The 21,376-nt window shown below is 57.0% G+C and carries 18 protein-coding genes and 1 riboswitch; of the genes, 5 read left to right on the top strand and 13 right to left on the bottom strand.

The window, feature by feature from the left end; all coding sequences use genetic code 11:
• Positions 1-88 precede the first annotated feature (88 nt).
• Together metH and ABLU95_RS08025 are read left to right on the top strand one after the other, a co-directional pair.
• On the top strand, positions 89-3,772 hold the full coding sequence (metH, locus tag ABLU95_RS08030; protein ID WP_348879199.1) for a methionine synthase: 3,684 nt from the start codon (positions 89-91) through the stop codon (positions 3,770-3,772).
• A 129-nt stretch (positions 3,773-3,901) separates the two neighbouring features.
• A complete protein-coding gene (locus ABLU95_RS08025) occupies positions 3,902-5,533 on the top strand; it encodes a Na/Pi cotransporter family protein (RefSeq protein WP_004206824.1) in 1,632 nt (543 codons plus the stop codon).
• Between the two features lie 112 nt (positions 5,534-5,645).
• On the opposite strand, the gene pepE is transcribed toward ABLU95_RS08025, so the two are convergent.
• Positions 5,646-6,335 (bottom strand): dipeptidase PepE, encoded by a 690-nt coding sequence (gene pepE, locus ABLU95_RS08020; protein ID WP_032454551.1) that lies wholly within the window; start codon positions 6,333-6,335, stop codon positions 5,646-5,648.
• Positions 6,336-6,533: 198 nt separating this feature from the next.
• Here pepE and rluF point away from each other — a divergent pair, with 198 nt between their 5' ends.
• The gene (gene rluF, locus ABLU95_RS08015; RefSeq protein ID WP_023291614.1) at positions 6,534-7,409 is read left to right on the top strand and encodes a 23S rRNA pseudouridine(2604) synthase RluF; all 876 of its coding nucleotides are present in this window, start codon (positions 6,534-6,536) and stop codon (positions 7,407-7,409) included.
• Here the strand turns inward: rluF and ABLU95_RS08010 are convergent.
• From ABLU95_RS08010 to lysC, 3 genes are all read right to left on the bottom strand, one after another.
• On the bottom strand, positions 7,406-7,678 hold the full coding sequence (locus ABLU95_RS08010) for a DUF3811 domain-containing protein (RefSeq protein WP_004177859.1): 273 nt from the start codon (positions 7,676-7,678) through the stop codon (positions 7,406-7,408). The two genes, rluF and ABLU95_RS08010, sit on opposite strands and share 4 nt — an antisense overlap.
• 116 nt (positions 7,679-7,794) lie before the next feature.
• The gene (panS, locus tag ABLU95_RS08005) at positions 7,795-8,724 is read right to left on the bottom strand and encodes a ketopantoate/pantoate/pantothenate transporter PanS (RefSeq protein WP_017900130.1); all 930 of its coding nucleotides are present in this window, start codon (positions 8,722-8,724) and stop codon (positions 7,795-7,797) included.
• 138 nt (positions 8,725-8,862) lie between these two features.
• Positions 8,863-10,212 carry a lysine-sensitive aspartokinase 3 gene (gene lysC, locus ABLU95_RS08000; RefSeq protein WP_017900129.1) on the bottom strand — a complete coding sequence of 450 codons (1,350 nt, stop codon included), beginning with the start codon at positions 10,210-10,212 and terminating at the stop codon, positions 8,863-8,865.
• A gap of 179 nt (positions 10,213-10,391) precedes the next feature.
• Positions 10,392-10,627: riboswitch (Lysine riboswitch) on the bottom strand.
• Positions 10,628-10,975: 348 nt separating this feature from the next.
• On the opposite strand from lysC, the gene pgi reads away from it, so the two are divergent.
• Complete coding sequence (gene pgi / locus ABLU95_RS07995) at positions 10,976-12,625, top strand: glucose-6-phosphate isomerase (RefSeq protein ID WP_023291617.1); 1,650 nt, start codon at positions 10,976-10,978, stop codon at positions 12,623-12,625.
• A 47-nt stretch (positions 12,626-12,672) separates the two neighbouring features.
• On the opposite strand, the gene ABLU95_RS07990 is transcribed toward pgi, so the two are convergent.
• The 6 genes from ABLU95_RS07990 to ABLU95_RS07965 form a co-directional block, all read right to left on the bottom strand.
• On the bottom strand, positions 12,673-13,128 hold the full coding sequence (locus ABLU95_RS07990; RefSeq protein WP_023291618.1) for an acyltransferase: 456 nt from the start codon (positions 13,126-13,128) through the stop codon (positions 12,673-12,675).
• Between the two features lie 8 nt (positions 13,129-13,136).
• Positions 13,137-13,646 carry a GNAT family N-acetyltransferase gene (locus tag ABLU95_RS07985; RefSeq protein WP_348879197.1) on the bottom strand — a complete coding sequence of 170 codons (510 nt, stop codon included), beginning with the start codon at positions 13,644-13,646 and terminating at the stop codon, positions 13,137-13,139.
• 109 nt (positions 13,647-13,755) lie between these two features.
• Complete coding sequence (locus tag ABLU95_RS07980; protein ID WP_277476058.1) at positions 13,756-14,136, bottom strand: RidA family protein; 381 nt, start codon at positions 14,134-14,136, stop codon at positions 13,756-13,758.
• A gap of 20 nt (positions 14,137-14,156) precedes the next feature.
• Positions 14,157-14,477: an AzlD domain-containing protein gene (locus ABLU95_RS07975; protein WP_004206276.1), complete on the bottom strand. Its 321-nt coding sequence runs from the start codon at positions 14,475-14,477 to the stop codon at positions 14,157-14,159.
• Positions 14,470-15,210: an AzlC family ABC transporter permease gene (locus tag ABLU95_RS07970; protein WP_004206277.1), complete on the bottom strand. Its 741-nt coding sequence runs from the start codon at positions 15,208-15,210 to the stop codon at positions 14,470-14,472. Before ABLU95_RS07970 ends, ABLU95_RS07975 begins: the two co-directional genes overlap by 8 nt.
• A gap of 62 nt (positions 15,211-15,272) precedes the next feature.
• Complete coding sequence (locus ABLU95_RS07965) at positions 15,273-16,550, bottom strand: L-serine ammonia-lyase, iron-sulfur-dependent, subunit alpha (RefSeq protein ID WP_023291622.1); 1,278 nt, start codon at positions 16,548-16,550, stop codon at positions 15,273-15,275.
• A 370-nt stretch (positions 16,551-16,920) separates the two neighbouring features.
• Here ABLU95_RS07965 and psiE point away from each other — a divergent pair, with 370 nt between their 5' ends.
• Positions 16,921-17,331, top strand: a complete 411-nt coding sequence (psiE, locus tag ABLU95_RS07960; protein WP_004206282.1) for a phosphate-starvation-inducible protein PsiE — start codon at positions 16,921-16,923, stop codon at positions 17,329-17,331.
• Between the two features lie 192 nt (positions 17,332-17,523).
• Here the strand turns inward: psiE and malG are convergent, their stop codons facing one another.
• The 3 genes from malG to malE form a co-directional block, all read right to left on the bottom strand.
• Complete coding sequence (gene malG, locus ABLU95_RS07955; RefSeq protein WP_002884725.1) at positions 17,524-18,414, bottom strand: maltose ABC transporter permease MalG; 891 nt, start codon at positions 18,412-18,414, stop codon at positions 17,524-17,526.
• A gap of 14 nt (positions 18,415-18,428) precedes the next feature.
• The gene (malF, locus tag ABLU95_RS07950; RefSeq protein WP_023291623.1) at positions 18,429-19,973 is read right to left on the bottom strand and encodes a maltose ABC transporter permease MalF; all 1,545 of its coding nucleotides are present in this window, start codon (positions 19,971-19,973) and stop codon (positions 18,429-18,431) included.
• A gap of 129 nt (positions 19,974-20,102) precedes the next feature.
• The gene (gene malE / locus ABLU95_RS07945) at positions 20,103-21,293 is read right to left on the bottom strand and encodes a maltose/maltodextrin ABC transporter substrate-binding protein MalE (RefSeq protein WP_004206285.1); all 1,191 of its coding nucleotides are present in this window, start codon (positions 21,291-21,293) and stop codon (positions 20,103-20,105) included.
• Positions 21,294-21,376 lie beyond the last annotated feature (83 nt).

Here is a 21,376-nt window from a genome sequence, read left to right as displayed (position 1 = left end):
GCCCGTTGTTGTCTTTTCCGCTCCGGTGGTTTATGCCAGTATGGTTTGTTGGCTATTTGGCCTGTGTTGAGCGTTGTCGGGAGCAAGTGTGAGCAGCAAAGTTGAGCAACTGCATCAGCAGTTAAAAGAACGTATTCTGGTTCTGGATGGGGGCATGGGCACCATGATCCAGGGCTACCGTCTGAGTGAGCAGGACTTTCGCGGTGAGCGCTTTGCTGACTGGCCGTGCGACCTGAAAGGCAACAACGACCTGCTGGTGCTCAGCAAGCCCGAGGTGATCCGCGAGATCCACGACGCCTACTTCGAGGCCGGCGCGGATATCATTGAGACCAACACCTTTAACTCGACGACCATCGCGATGGCGGATTACCAGATGGAGTCCCTGTCGGCAGAGATCAACTTTGCGGCGGCGAAGCTGGCCCGCGCCAGCGCCGATGCCTGGACGGCCCGCACGCCGGAAAAACCGCGCTACGTCGCGGGCGTGCTTGGCCCAACCAACCGCACCGCCTCTATTTCGCCTGATGTGAACGATCCGGCGTTCCGCAATATTACCTTTGATCAGCTGGTGGCTGCTTATCGCGAATCCACCCGGGCGCTGGTGGAAGGCGGCGTGGATCTGATCCTGATTGAAACGGTATTTGACACCCTGAACGCCAAAGCGGCCATCTATGCGGTGAAAGAGGAGCTGGAGGCGCTGGGCGTTGACCTGCCGCTGATGATCTCCGGGACCATTACCGATGCCTCCGGCCGCACGCTTTCCGGGCAGACCACCGAAGCTTTCTATAACTCGCTGCGTCACGCCGAAGCCTTATCGTTTGGTCTGAACTGCGCCCTCGGGCCGGACGAACTGCGCCAGTACGTCCAGGAGCTGTCGCGTATCGCTGAGTGCTACGTTACCGCACACCCGAACGCTGGCCTGCCCAATGCCTTCGGCGAATACGATCTGGATGCCGATACCATGGCGGCGCAGATCCGCGAATGGGCGGAAGCCGGTTTCCTCAATATCGTCGGCGGCTGCTGCGGCACCACGCCGGAACATATCGCCGCCATGAGCCGCGCGGTGGCCAGCCTGCCGCCGCGCCAGCTGCCGGAGATCCCCGTCGCCTGCCGTCTTTCCGGCCTTGAGCCGCTGAATATCGGCGATGACAGCCTGTTTGTGAACGTCGGCGAACGTACCAACGTTACCGGCTCGGCGAAATTTAAACGCTTAATCAAAGAAGAGAAGTACAGCGAAGCGCTGGACGTGGCGCGTCAGCAGGTGGAAAGCGGCGCGCAGATCATCGATATCAACATGGACGAGGGGATGCTCGACGCCGAAGCGGCGATGACGCGCTTCCTCAACCTGATTGCCGGCGAGCCGGACATTGCCCGCGTGCCGATCATGATCGACTCCTCCAAGTGGGAAGTCATTGAAAAGGGCCTGAAATGCATTCAGGGCAAAGGCATCGTTAACTCGATTTCGATGAAAGAGGGCGTTGAGCCGTTCATCCAGCATGCGAAAAAGGTGCGCCGCTACGGCGCCGCGGTGGTGGTGATGGCCTTTGACGAAGTGGGACAGGCTGATACCCGCGAACGTAAAATTGAGATTTGCCGTCGCGCCTACAAAATCCTCACCGAAGAGGTCGGCTTCCCGCCAGAAGATATTATCTTTGACCCGAATATCTTCGCGGTGGCGACCGGTATCGAAGAACACAATAACTATGCCCAGGACTTTATCGGCGCCTGCGAAGACATCAAACGCGAGCTGCCGCACGCGCTGATCTCCGGCGGCGTCTCCAACGTCTCCTTCTCTTTCCGCGGCAATGACCCGGTACGTGAGGCGATCCACGCGGTATTCCTCTACTACGCGATCCGTAACGGCATGGACATGGGCATCGTCAACGCCGGCCAGCTGGCGATTTACGACGATCTTCCCGCCGAGTTGCGTGACGCGGTGGAGGACGTGATTCTCAACCGCCGCGATGACAGCACCGAAAGATTGCTCGAGCTGGCGGAAAAATATCGCGGCAGTAAAGTTGACGACGGCGCAAATGCCCAGCAGGCGGAATGGCGCAGCTGGGAGGTGAAAAAACGCCTCGAATATTCGCTGGTGAAGGGCATTACCGAATTTATTGAACAGGACACCGAAGAAGCGCGTCAGCAGGCCGCTCGCCCGATTGAGGTGATCGAAGGGCCGCTGATGGACGGCATGAACGTGGTCGGCGATCTGTTCGGCGAAGGCAAAATGTTCCTGCCGCAGGTGGTGAAATCCGCCCGCGTCATGAAACAGGCGGTGGCCTACCTGGAGCCGTTTATTGAAGCCAGTAAAGAGCAGGGCTCCAGTAACGGCAAAATGGTGATTGCCACGGTAAAAGGCGACGTTCATGACATCGGCAAAAACATCGTCGGCGTGGTGCTGCAGTGCAATAACTACGAAATAATCGATCTTGGCGTGATGGTCCCGGCGGATAAAATTCTCAAAACCGCCAAAGAGGTGAACGCGGATCTCATCGGCCTTTCCGGGTTGATTACCCCGTCGCTCGACGAAATGGTTAACGTGGCGAAAGAGATGGAGCGCCAGGGCTTTACCATCCCGCTGCTGATCGGCGGCGCGACCACCTCTAAAGCGCATACGGCGGTGAAAATCGAGCAGAACTACAGCGGCCCGACCGTTTACGTACAGAACGCTTCGCGCACCGTCGGGGTGGTGGCTGCGCTGCTCTCGGACACGCAGCGCGATGAGTTTGTCGCCCGTACGCGCAAAGAGTATGAAACCGTGCGTATCCAGCATGGGCGTAAAAAACCGCGCACCCCGCCGGTGACCCTGGCCGCCGCACGGGAAAACGATCTGGCCTTTGACTGGGAGAGCTACACTCCGCCGGTGGCCCATCGCCTGGGGATTCAGGAGGTGGAAGCCAGTATCGAGACGCTACGCAACTACATCGACTGGACGCCGTTCTTTATGACCTGGTCGCTGGCGGGCAAATATCCGCGCATTCTGGAAGATGAAGTGGTAGGGGAAGAGGCGCAGCGCCTGTTCAAAGACGCTAACGAGCTGCTGGATAAGCTGAGCGCAGAGAAAACCCTCAACCCGCGCGGCGTGGTGGGCCTGTTCCCGGCCAACCGCGTGGGCGACGATATTGAAATCTATCGCGATGAAACCCGCACCCACGTGCTGACGGTGAGCCATCACCTGCGCCAGCAGACGGAGAAGGTCGGCTTCGCCAACTACTGCCTCGCCGACTTTGTGGCGCCGAAGCTGAGCGGCAAAGCGGACTACATCGGCGCCTTCGCCGTCACCGGCGGCCTGGAAGAGGACGCGCTGGCGGAAGCCTATGAAGCGCAGCATGATGACTATAATAAGATCATGATCAAGGCCATCGCCGATCGTCTGGCGGAAGCCTTCGCCGAGTATCTGCACGAGAAAGTGCGCAAGGTCTACTGGGGGTATGCGGCCAATGAGAACCTCAGCAATGAGGAGCTTATTCGCGAGAATTACCAGGGGATCCGTCCGGCGCCGGGGTATCCGGCCTGTCCGGAGCACACCGAAAAAGGCACCATCTGGCAGCTGCTGGACGTCGAAGCCCATACCGGCATGAAGCTTACCGAATCGTTCGCCATGTGGCCGGGGGCATCGGTTTCCGGCTGGTACTTCAGCCATCCGGACAGCAAATACTTCGCCGTGGCGCAGATCCAGCGCGACCAGGTCGAAGACTACGCGCTGCGTAAAGGGATGACCCCGGCGGAAGTCGAGCGCTGGTTAGCCCCTAATCTGGGCTATGATGCGGACTAGTCGTCATCTTTCCTTACAACAAACAAGGCGCTCTGTGAGCGCCTTGTCTCTTTATTGAGGTTAACCCCTTATACTGAGATAGGTTCCAGAACGTCGGAACACCTATAACGATAAGGAGAAGCTGATTCCGTGTTAACTCTGCTACACCTGTTGTCCGCGGTCGCTCTGCTGGTGTGGGGCACGCATATCGTGCGTACCGGGGTGATGCGCGTCTATGGCGCTCGCCTGCGTACCGTTCTCAGTAGCAGCGTAGAGAAAAAGCCGCTCGCCTTCTGCGCGGGTCTTGGCGTGACTGCGCTGGTGCAAAGCAGCAATGCCACCACCATGCTGGTGACCTCGTTTGTCGCCCAGGATTTAGTGGGCCTCACGCCGGCGCTGGTGATGGTGCTGGGAGCCGACGTCGGTACGGCGCTGATGGCGAGGGTGCTGACCTTCGACCTGTCGTGGCTGTCGCCGTTGTTGATATTTATCGGGGTGATTTTCTTCCTCGGCCGCAAGCAGACCCGCGCCGGGCAGCTGGGGCGAGTGGGGATTGGCCTTGGGCTGATCCTGTTGGCCCTGGAGCTGATTGTGCAGGCCGTCCACCCCATTACCCAGGCCAACGGCGTGCAGGTGATTTTTGCCTCGCTGACCGGGGATATTATGCTGGATGCCTTGATTGGCGCCGTATTCGCGATCATCAGCTACTCCAGCCTGGCGGCGGTGCTGCTGACCGCGACGCTGACCGCGGCAGGAGCGATCTCTTTTCCGGTGGCGCTGTGCCTGGTGATTGGCGCCAACCTGGGATCGGGGCTGTTGGCGATGCTCAACAACAGCGCGGCGAACGCGGCGGCGCGCCGGGTGGCGCTGGGCAGCCTGCTGTTTAAGCTGGTGGGGAGCCTGATCATTCTGCCGTTCGTCCATCCGCTGGCCGCGGCGATGCACAAGCTGCCGTTGGCCGAGTCCGAGCTGGTTATCTACTTCCACGTTTTTTACAACCTGCTGCGCTGCATCGCGATGGTGCCTTTTGCCGGACCGATGGCGAAGCTGTGCCAGCGCATGATCCGCGATGAACCCGAGCTGGATAACCATCTCAAACCCAAGCATCTCGACCCGTCGGCGCTGGACACCCCGGCGCTGGCGCTGGCCAATGCCGCGCGCGAGACGCTGCGCATTGGTGACGCGATGGAGCAAATGCTGGAGAGCCTGCATAAGGTGATGCATGGCGAACCGCGTCAGGAGAAAGAGCTACGCCGCATGGCGGACGATATCAACGTACTCTACACCGCCATTAAGCTCTATCTGGCGCGTATGCCAAAGGATGAGCTGGCGGAAGAGGAGTCCCGGCGCTGGGCGGAAATTATTGAGATGTCGTTAAACCTCGAGCAGGCCTCCGATATCGTCGAGCGGATGGGCAGCGAAATCGCTGATAAATCGCTGGCGGCGCGGCGCGCCTTCTCGGTGGAAGGGTTAAAGGAGCTGGACGCCCTGTACGATCTATTGCTCAGCAACCTGCAGCTGGCGATGTCGGTCTTCTTCTCCAGCGATGTACCCAGCGCCCGTCGCCTGCGGCGCAGCAAACACCGGTTCCGCATTCTTAACCGCCGCTACTCGCATGCGCACGTTGACCGTCTGCATCAGCAGAACGTGCAGAGTATCGAAACCAGTACGTTGCACCTGGCGCTGCTAGGGGATATGAAGCGTCTGAACAGCCTGTTCTGCTCGGTGGCTTACAGCGTGATGGAGCAGCCGGATGAAGACGACGAACGGGATGACTATTGAGACCTTCCCCGGCGGCGCTGCGCTAACCGGGGTTATGCGTTTGGACGTTCCGTTGAGGCAGCCCGGATAAGGCGCAACGCGCCGCTATCCGGGAAACGTTAGCCATACCAGCTCAGAAGCGGTGGCCTGCAGGCAGGGTTACCGCTGCTTCCCCCGCTTTGAACAACAGCGTCGGGTTCGGGCCGCCAAGGGTCGCGTGACCATCGGTGACCTGGATCCAGTTTCCTTCCGGTAAACCAATCACCGTTAATTCCGGCGCCACGACCAGCAGTTCGCGGATACGCTGTTCGCGGGTTTCACCCTGATGCCCGGTCGGCAACGCGTTGGTGAAGTGCGGGTTAATCTGGAGCGGGAACAGCCCCAGCGCATCAAATCCTTGGGGATCGACAATCGGCATATCGTTGGTGGTGCGAATGGTCGGGCAGGCGAGGTTTGAACCTGCGCTCCAGCCGATATACAACGCCCCGCGTTTGACGACATCGACAATCGGCGCCAGCAGCCCGCGGCTGCGGCACTCTTTCAACAGCTGGAAGGTGTTCCCGCCGCCGACGATCACCATCTCGGCGCTTTCAATGGCGGCGATAGGGTCGGCGACGCGGTGGATACCGGTTACGCTGACCGCCATCGGCGCCATAACCGCAGCCACTTTGGCCGTGTAATCATCCCAGGTTTGCGTCACGCCAGCGAAGGGGATGAATACCGCCGTCCGGCGGCCTTTGACCTGACCGGCAATCAGCGGCAGGGCGTGTTCCAGCCAGGCTTTCCCCGGCAGCGTGGAGTTACTGAGTAGCAGCAGTTCCATCTTTTCTTCCTGTTTTAAACCTATTATTGAAGCAGAAATTCTAGCATCGCCCCGATACCGGCGCGCTGACATGGCGCATGATGTGGGTAAGCGGAATGCTGTTCATGAGCCCGACGAAGCCGTTGAATAATGAATAACGCAATCCAGGTTTTTTCTCGCCCGCAAGGTAGGGTATATTTCGCTTTTACAGGAGAATCTATGCTGCCCGACTCATCAACCCGATTAAACAAATACATCAGTGAAAGCGGCATCTGCTCGCGTCGCGAAGCGGACCGCTTTATTGAACAAGGCAACGTCTTTATCAATGGCAAGCGCGCCACGATTGGCGATCAGGTGAAGCCTGGCGACCTGGTCAAAGTTAACGGACGGTTGATTGAGCCGCGCGAAGCGGATGATCTGGTGCTGATTGCGCTGAATAAGCCGGTCGGCATTGTGAGCACCACGGAAGACGGCGAGCGCGACAACATTGTCGATTTCGTCAACCACAGCAAGCGTATCTTCCCTATCGGCCGTCTGGATAAAGACTCCCAGGGGCTGATCTTCCTCACCAATCACGGCGACCTGGTGAATAAGATCCTGCGCGCCGGCAACGACCATGAAAAAGAGTATCTGGTTACGGTCGATAAGCCGGTGACCGATGAGTTCATTCGCGGCATGGGCGCGGGGGTACCGATTCTCGGGACCGTAACCAAAAAATGTAAGGTAAAGAAAGAAGCGCCGTTCGTTTTCCGCATCACGCTGGTGCAGGGGCTGAATCGCCAGATCCGTCGCATGTGCGAGCATTTTGGCTATGAAGTGACGAAGCTTGAGCGTACGCGGATTATGAACGTCAGCCTGACGGGGATCCCGCTGGGTGAGTGGCGCGATCTGACCGATGACGAGCTGATCGATCTGTTCAAGCTGATTGAAAACTCTTCTTCCGAAGCGAAGCCGAAAGCTAAGCCGAAGGCCAAAGCGGCGACCCCCGGCATCAAGCGCCCGGTGGTGAAGATGGAAAATAGCAACGATAAGGGCCGCCCGGCTGGCAACGGCAAACGTTTCACCCAGCCGGGACGTAAAAAGAAAGGGCGTTAACGCCTGCCGCGGGTCGGCGTATTCGCCGACCAGGAAAAGGTCGCTTCCTTATCCGTCTTATAAGCCTGCTGTTTTTTTACCTGGCGGGCTTTCTTCGCTTCCGCTTCACGCTGGGCCATCAGCTTATCGATATATTCCTTTTTCACGCTGTTCGTTTCCGCATTGCTCAGCGGGCGGCCGTGCGCAATGCGCGCGCGGTCAAGCAGCGTTTTCAATTCGCGCTGTTCGCGCTCGGTCATCTCTTTTTGTGTAATACGGGGGAGTGCCATGGTGGTGCCCTCAGTCAGACCAGAGCACCCAGTGTACGGCAATGAATATTTTACTGATAGCCTGTATGGCAACTAAAGCAGGCTAACGTCCGGGCCGGCGCCCGGACGTGTCACGCTCAGCGCTTGCTGGCTTTTTTGGCGATGGGCTTCCCTGACCAGTATCCGGCCAGCAGCGAACCGGACAGGTTATGCCAGACGGAGAACAGGGCTCCCGGCAGCGCCGCCAGCGGGCCGAAGTAAATTTTACCCAGCGCGGCCGCCAGGCCGGAGTTCTGCATCCCTACCTCGATCGCCAGCGTACGGCAGGTGGATTCATCAAAACCAAACAGACGTCCGCCCCAGTAGCCGCCGAGCAGGCCAATGGTGTTATGCAGGATCACCGCGATAATCACCACCAGGCCAACGGACGCGATATGGGCCGCGGAACCCGCCACCACCGCGCTGATGATCGCCAGAATGCACACCATCGAGAAAGCGGGGAGGAACGGTTCCACCGCTTTCACCACCTTCGGCAGCAGATGATGGACAATCAGCCCCAGGGCGATGGGGATGACCACAATCTGCAGAATGCTCAGCAACATCCCCATGACGTCGACCTGAATGTGCGCGTCGACGTACAGACGGGTCAGCAGCGGCGTCGCGATGACGCCGACCAGGGTGGAGACCGAGGAGATAGTCACTGACAGGGCCACATCCCCTTTGGCCAGAAAGATCATCACGTTGGAGGCCGTCCCGCTGGCGACGCTGCCCACCAGCACCATCCCGGCGGAGAGCTCCGGCGGCATATGAAACAGCAGCGCCAGCAGCCAGGCGGCGAGCGGCATCACCAGATAGTGCAGAAATATCCCTGCGGCGACCGGCGCCGGACGCGACAGGACGCGTTTGAAATCCGCCAGCTTCAGATGAACCCCCATACCGAACATAATCAGCATCAGCAGGGTGGTAACCCACGGGCCGATCGGGGTGAAGGTGGTGGGGGTGTAATAGGCCAGAACGGAGAGCAGCAGTGCCCATAACGGGAACAGCCGCGTCAGAGTTGCGAGCATGTTGTGTTCCTTGCGATACGCAAACCGGCCGCGCCGTCCCGGTAGGGCGGCGAGCAGGTCAGCTGGTTGTGTTGATGTTGTTATAAAAAAGCCGGGTTCGAGCCCGGCTATAGGTATTGTTTATCGTGCTAAGGAATTTTATTCAAACAAATTATGATGCAACGTCTGCACCACCTTCTCCGCATCGGCCCCAGGCACCAGGAAGCAGAGGTTGTGGCTGGACGCGCCATAGCAGATCATGCGGATGTTAAACGGATCAAGGACGCCAAACACCTCTTTGCCGACGCCGCAGGCTTTCGACAGCTCGTTGCCGATCAGGGCAACCAGCGCCAGGTCTTCTTCCACTTCCACGCGACACAGCGAGGAGAGCTCGGTCAGCAGCGCCTGGGTCAGCAGGGTATCGCCCGCAGAGGTTGAGCCAGTGGTGTCCATGGTCAGGGCCACGCTCACTTCGGAGGTGGTGATCAAATCGACGGAGATGTTATGGCGCGCCAGAATACCGAACACTTCGGCGAGGAAGCCGCGGGAGTGCAGCATATTCAGGCTGTGCAGCGTCAGCAGCGTCTGGCGGCGACGCAGCGCCAGCGCGCGGAACAGCGGCGGGTTCTCGGTGGTTTTACACACCAGCGTACCGCCCGCTTTAGGTTCTTTACTGGAGCCGACAAATACCGGGATATCGCTGCGCACGGCAGGCAGCAGGGTCGCCGGGTGCAGCACTTTGGCGCCAAAGGTGGCCATTTCCGCCGCCTCTTCAAAGGCGATGACGTCGATGCGTTTCGCCGCTGGCGCGACGCGCGGGTCGGTCGTATAGATCCCGGGCACATCGGTCCAGATATCGACGCGGGTGGCATTCAGCGCTTCGCCGAGCAGAGCGGCGGTATAATCGCTGCCGCCGCGGCCGAGGGTGGTGGTGCGGCCCTTCGCTTCGCTGCCGATAAAGCCCTGCGTCACCACCAGGCCTTCCGCCAGACGCGGCGTCAGCTGCTGCTGGGTCAGTTCGGCGACAGCGGCGATATCCGGTTCGGCGCGGCCAAAGCGATCGTTAGTGCGCAGCACTTTACGGGCGTCAAACCATTGCGCCTGAATTCCGCGTTCACGCAGAATCTCCACAAACAGCAGGGTGGACATCAGTTCGCCATGGCTGACCAGTTCGTCAGTCAGCGCGCTAGAGGAGGCGAGCGCGGCTGCTTCCGCCAGCGTGGTGATATTTTCCAGCAGGCGCTCAATCTCTTCGCGGATCACGTTCGGATAGCGCAAACGCTCCAGAATATTGAACTGGATCTGGCGCAGAGCGTCCAGCTGGGAAAAACGTTCGGTGGGTTCCAGCCCTTCCGCTAAGGCCACCAGAATGTTGGTCACGCCGGCAGAGGCGGAGAGCACAACAATACGGGTATTGGCATCAAGCAGCGCCACATCAATGCTGCGGTTCATCGCGTCAAAATCAGCAACGCTGGTGCCGCCAAATTTGGCGACGACTAAATCTGTCATAACAACCTCGTGTCAGGGGGCCTGACTTATTAAAACGATTCCTGAACACCGATCCTGACAGGGGCTGGATGCCGCCGGATCGCAACAAAATGTCTTAATAAGCCAGGCCAAATTATTCAGCCATGGCACAAGGGAAGAGCGATAAACAGGGTGGCGCAGAATGATAAACAACTACGATGTCACCCAGAAGTGCTCCACCTTGTAGACCCGACTCACCGCTCTGGGCGCTGAAGTGTTCGGGTATGAAACGCCCGACTGCGAACGTTTCTGGTGACAACCCAGGGGATTCAGCCCCTGTGGCCGGTGAGGAGCGTAACCAGACGCTCTTTCACCTCGGCGTTGCTCCCCCTCACGTATTTTCGCCGGACTGGTTCCTCCAATACGGTTACCTGGGCAACGCACCTCTTCTGGCAATTACCGACGTCTTTCACCTGGCCGGGGGAATAAGGACATTATATCCCCCGCGAATACCCTTTCGCTGTAGCGTGAAATGCGCGAGCAATAGATACTTACAATACGTAAGCACTGCGGATATATAAAGGCTTAACGCCAGCTATGTCAACGCTGCGGTTATGCGGATTTTTCATGCCCCTGCGGCTAACAGAAAAAAGCCTTATGATAGCTATACTAATGGGGCTTTTTACTCCGTTTTGACCTGATTCCTGACCGGCGTCAGGGACAAGTCACAAAAATCATCACAATTTTCCGTCACCGGCGCTACAATCGACCGAAGTCACAATCTCAAATCAGAAGAGTATTGCTAATGAAAAACATCAACCCAACGCAGACCTCTGCCTGGCAGGCATTACAGAAACACTTCGACGAAATGAAAGATGTCACTATCAGCGAGCTGTTCGCCAAAGATAGCGACCGTTTTTCTAAGTTTTCCGCGACGTTCGACGATCTGATGCTGGTGGACTTCTCCAAAAACCGCATCACCGAAGAGACGCTGGCTAAACTGCAGGATCTGGCGAAAGAGACCGATCTCGCAGGCGCCATCAAGTCGATGTTCTCCGGTGAAAAGATCAACCGCACCGAAGATCGTGCGGTACTCCACGTCGCGCTGCGCAACCGCAGCAATACGCCGATTGTGGTTGATGGCAAAGATGTGATGCCGGAAGTGAACGCTGTGCTGGAGAAGATGAAAGCCTTCTCTGAAGCGATTATCTCCGGCAGCTGGAAAGGCTACACCGGCAAACCGATCACCGACGTGGTCAACATTGGTATCGGTGGCTCCGACCTCGGTCCGTTCATGGTCACCGAAGCGCTGCGTCCGTATAAAAATCACCTCAACATGCACTTTGTCTCCAACGTCGATGGCACCCACATCGCCGAAGTGCTGAAGAACGTCAACCCGGAAACCACCCTGTTCCTGGTCGCGTCCAAAACCTTCACCACTCAGGAGACCATGACCAACGCCCACAGCGCACGCGACTGGTTCCTGGCGACCGCGGGCGACGACAAGCATGTGGCTAAACACTTCGCGGCGCTCTCCACCAACGCGAAAGCGGTTGGCGAGTTCGGCATCGACACCGCCAACATGTTCGAATTCTGGGACTGGGTTGGCGGCCGTTACTCCCTGTGGTCGGCGATTGGCCTGTCCATCATTCTCTCCGTGGGCTTCGACAACTTCGTTGAGCTGCTGTCTGGCGCGCATGCGATGGATAAACACTTCTCCACCACCCCGGCGGAGAAAAACCTGCCGGTGCTGCTGGCGCTGATCGGTATCTGGTACAACAACTTCTTCGGTGCGGAAACCGAAGCGATTCTGCCGTACGACCAGTACATGCACCGTTTTGCCGCCTACTTCCAGCAGGGCAACATGGAGTCCAATGGTAAGTATGTCGACCGTAACGGCCACGCCGTGGACTACCAGACTGGCCCGATTATCTGGGGCGAGCCGGGCACCAACGGTCAGCACGCGTTCTACCAGCTGATCCATCAGGGCACCAAAATGGTACCGTGCGATTTCATCGCCCCGGCTATCACCCACAACCCGCTCTCCGATCATCATCCGAAGCTGCTGTCCAACTTCTTCGCCCAGACCGAGGCCCTGGCCTTCGGTAAATCCCGTGAAGTGGTGGAGCAGGAATATCGCGATCAGGGTAAAGATCCGGCGACCCTGGAGCACGTGGTGCCGTTCAAAGTGTTCGAAGGCAACCGCCCGACTAACTCTATTCTGCTGCGTGAGATCACCCCGTTCAGCCTCGGGGCGCTGATTGCTCTGTACGAGCACAAAATCTTCACCCAGGGCGCGATCCTTAACATCTTCACTTTCGACCAGTGGGGCGTTGAGCTGGGCAAACAGCTGGCTAACCGCATCCTGCCGGAACTGAAAGACGGCAGCGAAGTCAGCAGCCACGACAGCTCCACTAACGGTCTGATTAACCGTTATAAAGCCTGGCGCGCATAACGCTTGCGCCGTTAAGACGAAATGCCGACCTTATGGTCGGCATTTTTTTACAGCCGCCGCAGCAGGCGGGCTGGGTTTCCCGCCCACACGCCTTTCTCGGTGATGGACTTCGTCACCACGCTGCCCGCGCCAATCACCACGCCGTCGCAGATGTTGACGGCCAGAATCGTGGCGCCGCTACCGATCGACACGTCATCGCCAATCTCAATCCGCCCCCAGCTGGCGCGGTCGGCGTTTGGTTTGCCGTCGCGAAACAGGTCGTTGGCGAACATCACCCCGTGACCGATAAAACAGCGCCGGCCAATGGTGACGTACTCGCAGATAAAGGTATGCGACTGGATTTTACTCTCCGCGCCGATGCGGGTATTCCCCTGGATCTCAACGAACGGTCCAACGAAGACGTTATCACCCAGCGTGCAGTCGTACAGGTTGGCGGGCTGGTAAATAACGACATTTTTCCCACAGACGACGTTACGTACGCCGGTATCACGAAGCTCAGGCATAGTTCCTCTCACAGCGGTTTGGCCAGAATATGCAAGGTGCTTTGCTGGCTGGCGGAATGGAAAGTCGTGTCTCTGATGTGCTGCATCCCCTGGCGTTCGTAAAAACGGCGCGCGGCGGGATTCGCGGCGAGTACTTCCAGCCACAGCCAGCGTTCGCCGGCCGTTTTTGCTCGCGTCTCGACGGCGTGAAAAATCTGCTCGCCGTAGCGGTGGCCAGTCTCCCCCGGCATCAGGTAGAGCTTATGCAGCAGCGTACCCATCGTGCCATCTTCAGCCATTCGCTGCTGAAAGCTATATTTAGCGAAACCAACGGGGGAAGCGGCTTCGGCGATGAGCCAATGATGGTTGGCATCGGTAAGACTCCGACGTAGCGCATCTTCGGCATATTCTTGCTTAAGAAATAACGCCAGTTCATCGGCATTGCTCCAGAGATGGGCGAAGTGGTGCTGGTAACTGGCATAACCCATCGCGCTCAGTTGTGGCGCGTCCTCGGGCAATGCCTTTCGGATAGTTAACATGCTGCGTTCCTCGGGTCGTTCAGCGGCTATAGTGCCTGTAATATGAACAACGTGGAACGACAAAAATCGGTGGGGAAGGGGCTGGAGGTTCTTCCTCCAGCCGGGGGGGTTAACGGGCGAAAGCGATCGCTTCGATTTCGACGCCAGCGTCTTTCGGTAACCTGGCCACTTCCACGCAGGAGCGCGCCGGAAAGGCCGCCTGATGTTCGGTAAAGAAGGCCTCGTAGGCGGCATTGATGGCGGCAAAATCCGCCAGGTCTTTCACAAACACCGTGGTTTTGACGATCTGACCAACGGTGAGGCCGGCGGCTTCGACGATGGCTTTCACGTTCTCCAGCGACTGGCGCGCCTGTTCGGCAATGTCGTCGGGCATGGTGCCGTCCTGCGGATTAATGGGCAGCTGGCCGGAGGTAAGGGTCATCGCGCCGAGCTTGACGCCCTGAACGTACGGACCAATCGCGGCGGGCGCGTCAGCGGTAGTAATAATCATGTGGTTACCCCTTCAAACAGTTACAGAAAATAATTCAACAGCACCAGCGAGCCGACGCCGCTCACCACCACCCACACCAGACCTAAACGGAAGCTGGCGAGCGTACAGATAATGGCGGCGATCACCTTCGGATTTTTTAAGTCGAACTCCATGCTGGAATTCACGCTCAGGATCTGAATGGTGATGATGGCCGGCAGGACGGTGACCGGCACGAAGCGCAATGTTTTGGTCACCCGCTCAGACATCTGGATCTTGCCGGCCAGGCCGATAAACGAGAAACGAATAAGAAAAGTGACCGCGGCCATGCCCAGCGTCAGGGCGATAAAATAGCTATTACTCATTTTCCAGCGCCTCCACTAACGGCATGTCGGATTCGGTTGTTGCCCTCTGTTTGCGCTCTTCCGCCAGGTCGACGCACAGGCCGGCGAGGACGCCGAGCACGGAGGCGACGACGATACCCAGCGAGTAGGGCAGGACCACTAACAGCACGCCGGAAACGGCGGCCACTACCGCGGCGACGGTGCAGGCCTGGCTTTTAATTTGTGGCACCACGATGGCGATAAAGGCGGCGACCATGGCGAAATCGAGACCGTATTTTTCAATGTGGGGAAACGAGGCGCCGACCAGCGCGCCAAGAAAATCGGCCAGCACCCAAATCGCCCAGAAGGTGATCATCGCCGAGCCATAAAACAGATATTTTTCCTTTTTATTTCCTTCCATCTCTTTAACGGTGGTGGCATACACCTCGTCGGTGAGCGCATAGGACATAAAGCATTTTTTAAAGAATGAGGCTTCGCGCACGGTACCGGAAATAGAGGCGCTATACAGCACGTGGCGAAGATTAATAATTAATGTGGTGAAAATAATCACGCCGAGCGTGGCGCCGGTTTTTAACATATTCAGTGCCAGCATCTGCGCCGAGCCGGCAATCACAATCGCCGACCACGCGGTACTTTGCCAGACGCTCATTCCGGCGCTGACGCTTAACGCGCCAACAATGAACGAGAAAGGAAAGTCCCCGATGCACAGGGGCATAATGGCGCTGGCGCCGCGTAATATGACTTTTTTATTCATCGTAAAATACCTGTTGGTGCAGGCAATAAATCATTATTGCGTAGGGTACAAAAGGGCTGGTCTTATTTGCTGACCATAATGCGAATGATCTCTTTATCGGTTTGCGCCATAGGCTTAATTACGAGGCGGCACAGGTTATTAATCGACTGTTCGACGTCGGCGCAGACAATGCCGTCGTTGGCGCTGGCGCAGCGGTTTTGCATCGCCATCAACACAGATTTAAAGGCGCTGGAAACCACCGAGGAGACCTTCATCGCGCAGCTGTTGGAAGCGCCATCGCAAATCATACCGGTAACATCGCTAATCATATTGATGATGGCGGTGTTGATGGTTTCGATATTGCGGGTAAACAGCCATGCCATACCGGCGGCGGCGCCCATGGCGGCGGTGGAGGCCGCGCACAGTGCGGACAAGCGGGTATAGCGCGAATGGATGGAAATGGCCGTCAGATGCGAGAGCGCCAGCGCGCGAGCGAGCGTCTCTTCATCGGCATTCAGATGCTCGGCGACGGTAACTACCGGCATGGTCGCTGCGATCCCCTGGTTGCCAGAGCCGAAGTTCGACATGGCGACCACCGGGGCTCCGCCCATACGCGCATCGGAAGCTGCGACGGTGTTGATAATGACCTCGCTCATTAAGTCATTACTTAACAAACCATTTTTAACGGCTTCAGAGAATGTTCCGTTAATATTCAACCCATACTTTTTCGATTTGCCTTCTGCAGCCAGTGCGCTATTCAGGCGGGCGGCTTCCAGAATAAACGTAATATTCTCAACCGGGGTGGAGATAATAAAGTCATACGCTTCCTGGAGAGAGAAAGTTGGCAGTTCAGTCTGCGCTGTGGCGCTATTTTCCCCGGCGTGTAATGGCTGCTGTTCGCCATTAATATATAACTCGACCACATTGGTATGCGTGCCTTTTACCACGACGCGACAGGTCTGGTCACCGGCGCTGAGGGTGAGATCGAGATGAATAAAGTCAGGTGTATCCTGGACATCAATAGTAACGTGGCCGGCATCCACCAGCGCTTGTGCCTGTTCCACATGCTGTGAAGTAATGCCTGCCAGGGTCTGTAATCCCTTATCGGCATCGCCACCAAAGGCGCCGATGGCGGCGGCCAGCGCGACGCCATTAACTGTCGTGCCGGGAATCGTGACGCCCGTGGCGTTTTTGTACAGATTGGCAGAAATAAAACCGCTAATTTTTTCGCAGGGTGTCGCTAAATGTTTCGCGGCGTAAGCGGTGGTAAATGAAATAGCAACAGGTTCCGTACAACCTAATGCTGGTGCGACTTCTCGCTGTAGCCAGCGAATAAAAAGTGAGGATGCTTGGTCAGACATTATTATGATTCCTGGACGTAAGATGATGAGGAAATATGCTAAGGGAATCGGCAGAAAAAAACTTTCTCAAATAACCCTTTATTTATTAAGGTCTGGAGAAAAATTTTATTTTTAGCCTTATCTAAACATGCAGGCCTGTATGTAAATTAAGTTATTGATTAACAATGACTGTGCAGGGATAGTTTTATACAAAAAAGGGGATTCAGTTATGTCGATCACACGCCGTTAAGGAGGGCATTTTTCTCTTTTGCCGAAATCCTGTCCTGAGGGCGCAAACGTGTAAAGCCCACGCGGTGAGGGGTAACTGTAGATCTGGATCACACTTTTGCGCTATACCGGACGCAACAAGGACTGATTATGAGGTGTGAATATGTCGTCGGTTTATCGCCCACTGGTGAATTTTATCGCCACTGCGATGCAAACGGTTTTGAATCTGGGGCTGCTGTGCCTGGGGATTATCCTGATCGTCTTCCTCGGTAAAGAGACGCTGCATCTGGCCGATGTCCTCTTTACCCCGGAGCCGACCAGTAAGTACCGGCTGGTGGAAGGACTGGTGGTCTACTTTCTCTACTTCGAATTTATCGCGCTGATCGTCAAGTATTTTCAGTCGGGGTTCCACTTCCCGCTGCGCTATTTCGTCTATATCGGCATCACCGCGATTGTGCGTTTGATCATCATCGATCATGAATCGCCGATGGCGGTGCTCATATACTCCGCCGCGATCCTGATCCTGGTGATTACGCTCTGGCTGTGTAACTCCAATCGCCTGAAACGCGAATAAAAAAAAGCGGCCTCCAGGGCCGCTGACCAACAGTCACAAATAGAATTTATGTAGGGTCCAGTTGAGGATAGCAGTGGCATTGGCCTTACTTTTTCAGCTGAGGGCGACGGCGACAATACCCGGTTGGGGTCGTGTATTGCGGCTAGACCGTCGGCCCCCATCTGAAATTTGGGCCGGTGTTACAAAAAAAACTTAACCTTTCACCCCACCCGCCGTCAGGCCGTTCACCAGCCAGCGCTGCGCCAGCAGGAACACTACCGTGATTGGGATGGCGGAGAGTACCGCCGCGGCGGCAAAGTCGCCCCACAGATAGTTCTGCGGGTTGAGATACTGTTGCATACCTACCGCCAGGGTATAGCTGTTCACATCGCGCAGCAGCAGCGAGGCGACCGGCACTTCGGTGATGGCGGCGATGAACGACAGAATAAATACCACCGCCAGAATCGGCACCGACAGCGGCAGCAGCACGAGACGGAACGCCTGCCATGGGGTCGCGCCATCCAGCGCCGCCGCTTCTTCCAGCGAGCCATCGATGGTTTCGAAGTAGCCTTTAATCGTCCAGACGTGCAGGGCGATACCGCCCATGTAGGCAAAGATCACGCCGCCGTGGGTGTTGAGGCCGACGAACGGGATGTACTGGCCCAGGCGGTCAAACAACGCGTACAGGGCAACCAGCGACAGCACCGCCGGGAACATCTGGAAAATCAGCATCCCTTTCAGCAGGGTCGCTTTCCCCGGGAAGCGCATACGGGCAAAAGCGTAGGCGCAGGTGGTGGAGAGGGCGACGATGCCGATCGCGGTAATCCCGGCGACCTTAATCGAGTTCCACAGCCACAGCAGGACCGGGAACGGCGGCGGCGTGACGCGGCCATCCGCGTGTTCGACGCTGAAGCCTAACGCCAGACGCCAGTGTTCCCAGGAGATGGTATCCGGGATCAGGCTGCCGGTGGCGAAGTTGCCTTCGCGCAGCGAGATAGCGATAACCATCAGCAGCGGAAACATAATCGCGGCGATAAAAATCAGTAGCAGGAGATGCGTGGTAAATAAACGTAGCTTCTGCGATTTGGGTTGGACCATAGCCATTATCGTTATCTCCCTTAATCAAACTTCATGCGTGTGGCTTTCAGGTTCACAATCGCTAACGCGCCAACCAGCAGGAAGATAAGCGTTGCGATAGCCGCCGCCAGGCCGAAGTCCTGACCGCCGCCGCCTTCAAAGGCGATACGGTAGGTGTAGCTCACCAGCAGGTCGGTATAACCGGCCGGGGTGGTGGTGCCGAGACGGTCCGGACCGCCGTTGGTCAACAGTTGAATCAGGACGAAGTTGTTAAAGTTAAAGGCGAAGCTGGCGATCATCAGCGGCGTCAGCGGCTTAATCAGCAGCGGGAAGGTAATTTTAAAGAAGTTCTGGAACGGGCCGGCGCCATCCATTGCCGACGCTTCGTACAGATCGTCCGGAATCGCCTTCAGCAGCCCCATGCACAGGATCATCATGTACGGGTAGCCCAGCCAGGTGTTGACGATGATGATCATGGTGCGCGCGGTGGTCGGGTCGCTAAACCACGCCGGTTTAATGCCGAACAGCGCGCTGAGCATCATGTTGATTTCACCAAAGCTCTGGTTGAACAGGCCTTTGAAAATCAGAATCGAAATAAATGACGGTACGGCATACGGCAGAATCAGCAGGACACGGTAAATCGCTTTGCCTTTCAGCGCTTCCCACTGCACCAGGCAGGCGAGGATCATCCCCACCGCGACGGTCAGCACCACGGTCAGAACCGAGAACACCACCGTCCAGACGAAGATGGCGAAGAACGGTTTCTGGATGCCTTCATCGTGGAAGACGCGGGTAAAGTTATCCCAGCCGATAGTCACGGTGTAGCCCGGGCTCAGCTTTTCTGTGCCCCAGCTACCGTCGGCGTTGATTGCCTGGTAGAAACCAACGTCGTTGTTCGGGCGGTATTTGACGTGGGTTTGATTGTTGGTCAGCTCGCCGTTTTCGCCAAGCGTATACAGCGGTTGGGTGCCGGAGAACTGGCGCAGCGAGCTCATGATCACTTTGCTGTCATCTGGCAGTACGGCGGTCAGCTGGTTCAGCGCGGTGCGGTTCTGGGTAATGACGCGCAGGTTGGCGCGCTCGCCTTCCGGCAGGGCGTCAGTTTCTTTTAACGCCAGCTTCTGCTCGCCGCCGAATTTAAAGGCATCGGAAAGGTAGTTTTTACCGCTCTCGCCATCGGTCAGGGCCAGCTTCCACTCGTCGCCTGCCGGGATCAGCGTGAAGTTATAGGCTTTGCCGGCCTGGAAGGAGCGATCCATCAGCACCTGCTGCGCGCGCTCAAAGGTCAGCTGGTTGGTGCTGCTGTAGTTGGTGAACGCGATAGCGATAGTACAGATCAGCGGAAACAGGACAAACAGGCCCATGCCGGCGAGGCCGGGATAGACATAGCGCCAGGCATAGGCCTTGCGATTAGCGAAAATATACAGGCCAACTGAGCTTAAAATCAGCGTCATGATGGCGAACAGGTACTCCCCCTGGGCGTACATCAAAACAACAAGGTAACCCACCAGCAGGCACAGTAAGCCAATCACAGACCATGTGAGTTGCGGACTTTGCCACCAGTGTCTCTTTTTAACGGCATCCATGGGGATCATCCTCTACAGCGTTAAACATCTGTCGGCGTCAGTGCCTGATGGCGCTGCGCTTATCCGGCCTACGGATTGTGTAGGCCGGATAAGGCATTCATGCCGCCATCCGGCACGTACGCTACAGCATTACTTAGTGATACGGCTCTGGGCATCCTTCAGCGCAGCATCGACAGTCTGACGGCCGCTGGCGGCGTTGATAACCGCGGTACGAACGGCATACCAGAAGGCAGACATCTGCGGGATGTTAGGCATAATTTCGCCTTTCTGGGCGTTCGCCATGGTGGCAGCGATGCGCGGATCTTTTTCCAGTTTTTCCTGGAAGGATTTCAGCGCCACCGCACCCAGCGGTTTGTCGTTGTTAACAGATTCCAGACCCTGATCGGTCATCAGGTAGTTTTCGAGGAACTCTTTCGCCAGCTCTTTGTTCGGGCTGGCGGCGTTGATCCCCGCGCTCAGCACGCCAACGAACGGTTTCGATGGTTTGCCTTTAAAGGTCGGCAGCAGGGTCACGCCGTAGTTAACCTTGCTCTTATCGATGTTAGACCACGCCCACGGACCGTTGATGGTCATCGCGGTTTCACCTTTGTTGAAGGCCGCTTCCGCGATGGAGTAATCGGTATCGGCATTCATGTGCTTGTTCTTGATCAGGTCAACCAGGAAGGTCAGGCCCGCTTTCGCGCCTGCGCTGTCCACGCCGACGTCTTTCACATCGTACTTGCCGTTTTCAAACTTGAACGCGTATCCGCCGTCGGCAGCGATCAGCGGCCAGGTGAAGTACGGTTCCTGCAGGTTGAACATCAGCGCGCTCTTACCTTTCGCTTTCAGTTCTTTATCCAGCGCCGGGATCTCTTCCCAGGTCTTCGGCGGGTTCGGCACCAGGTCTTTGTTGTAAATCAGGGACAGCGCTTCCACCGCGATCGGGTAGGCGATCAGTTTGCCGTTATAGCGAACGGCATCCCAGGTGAACGGATAGAGTTTGTCCTGGAACGCTTTGTCCGGGGTGATTTCCGCCAGCAGGCCGGACTGCGCGTAGCCGCCGAAACGGTCATGCGCCCAGAAGATGATGTCCGGGCCGTCGCCGGTCGCCGCAACCTGCGGGAATTTCTCTTCCAGCTTGTCCGGGTGTTCTACAGAAACTTTAATGCCGGTGTCTTTTTCAAACTTTTTACCCACTTCAGCGAGGCCGTTGTAGCCTTTGTCGCCGTTAATCCAGATAACCAGCTTACCTTCTTCAATTTTCGCGAGGGCAGAGGCGGAAAACATCATCGTGGTCAGTGCCGACAGCGCGAGGATGCGAGCGCCAGTTTTGATTTTCATATACCCGTCCTTTTTGGTGTTGTACTCGTGGATACACTTCGGTGGCTTAACGATGATGAGTTTCCTTTTTTAACAACCCCTTT

The organism is Klebsiella sp. GG_Kp146 (genome assembly GCF_040061975.1).
Classification (GTDB): Bacteria; Pseudomonadota; Gammaproteobacteria; order Enterobacterales; family Enterobacteriaceae; genus Klebsiella; species Klebsiella quasipneumoniae.
This window is presented reverse-complemented; position numbering and strand designations above follow the sequence as displayed.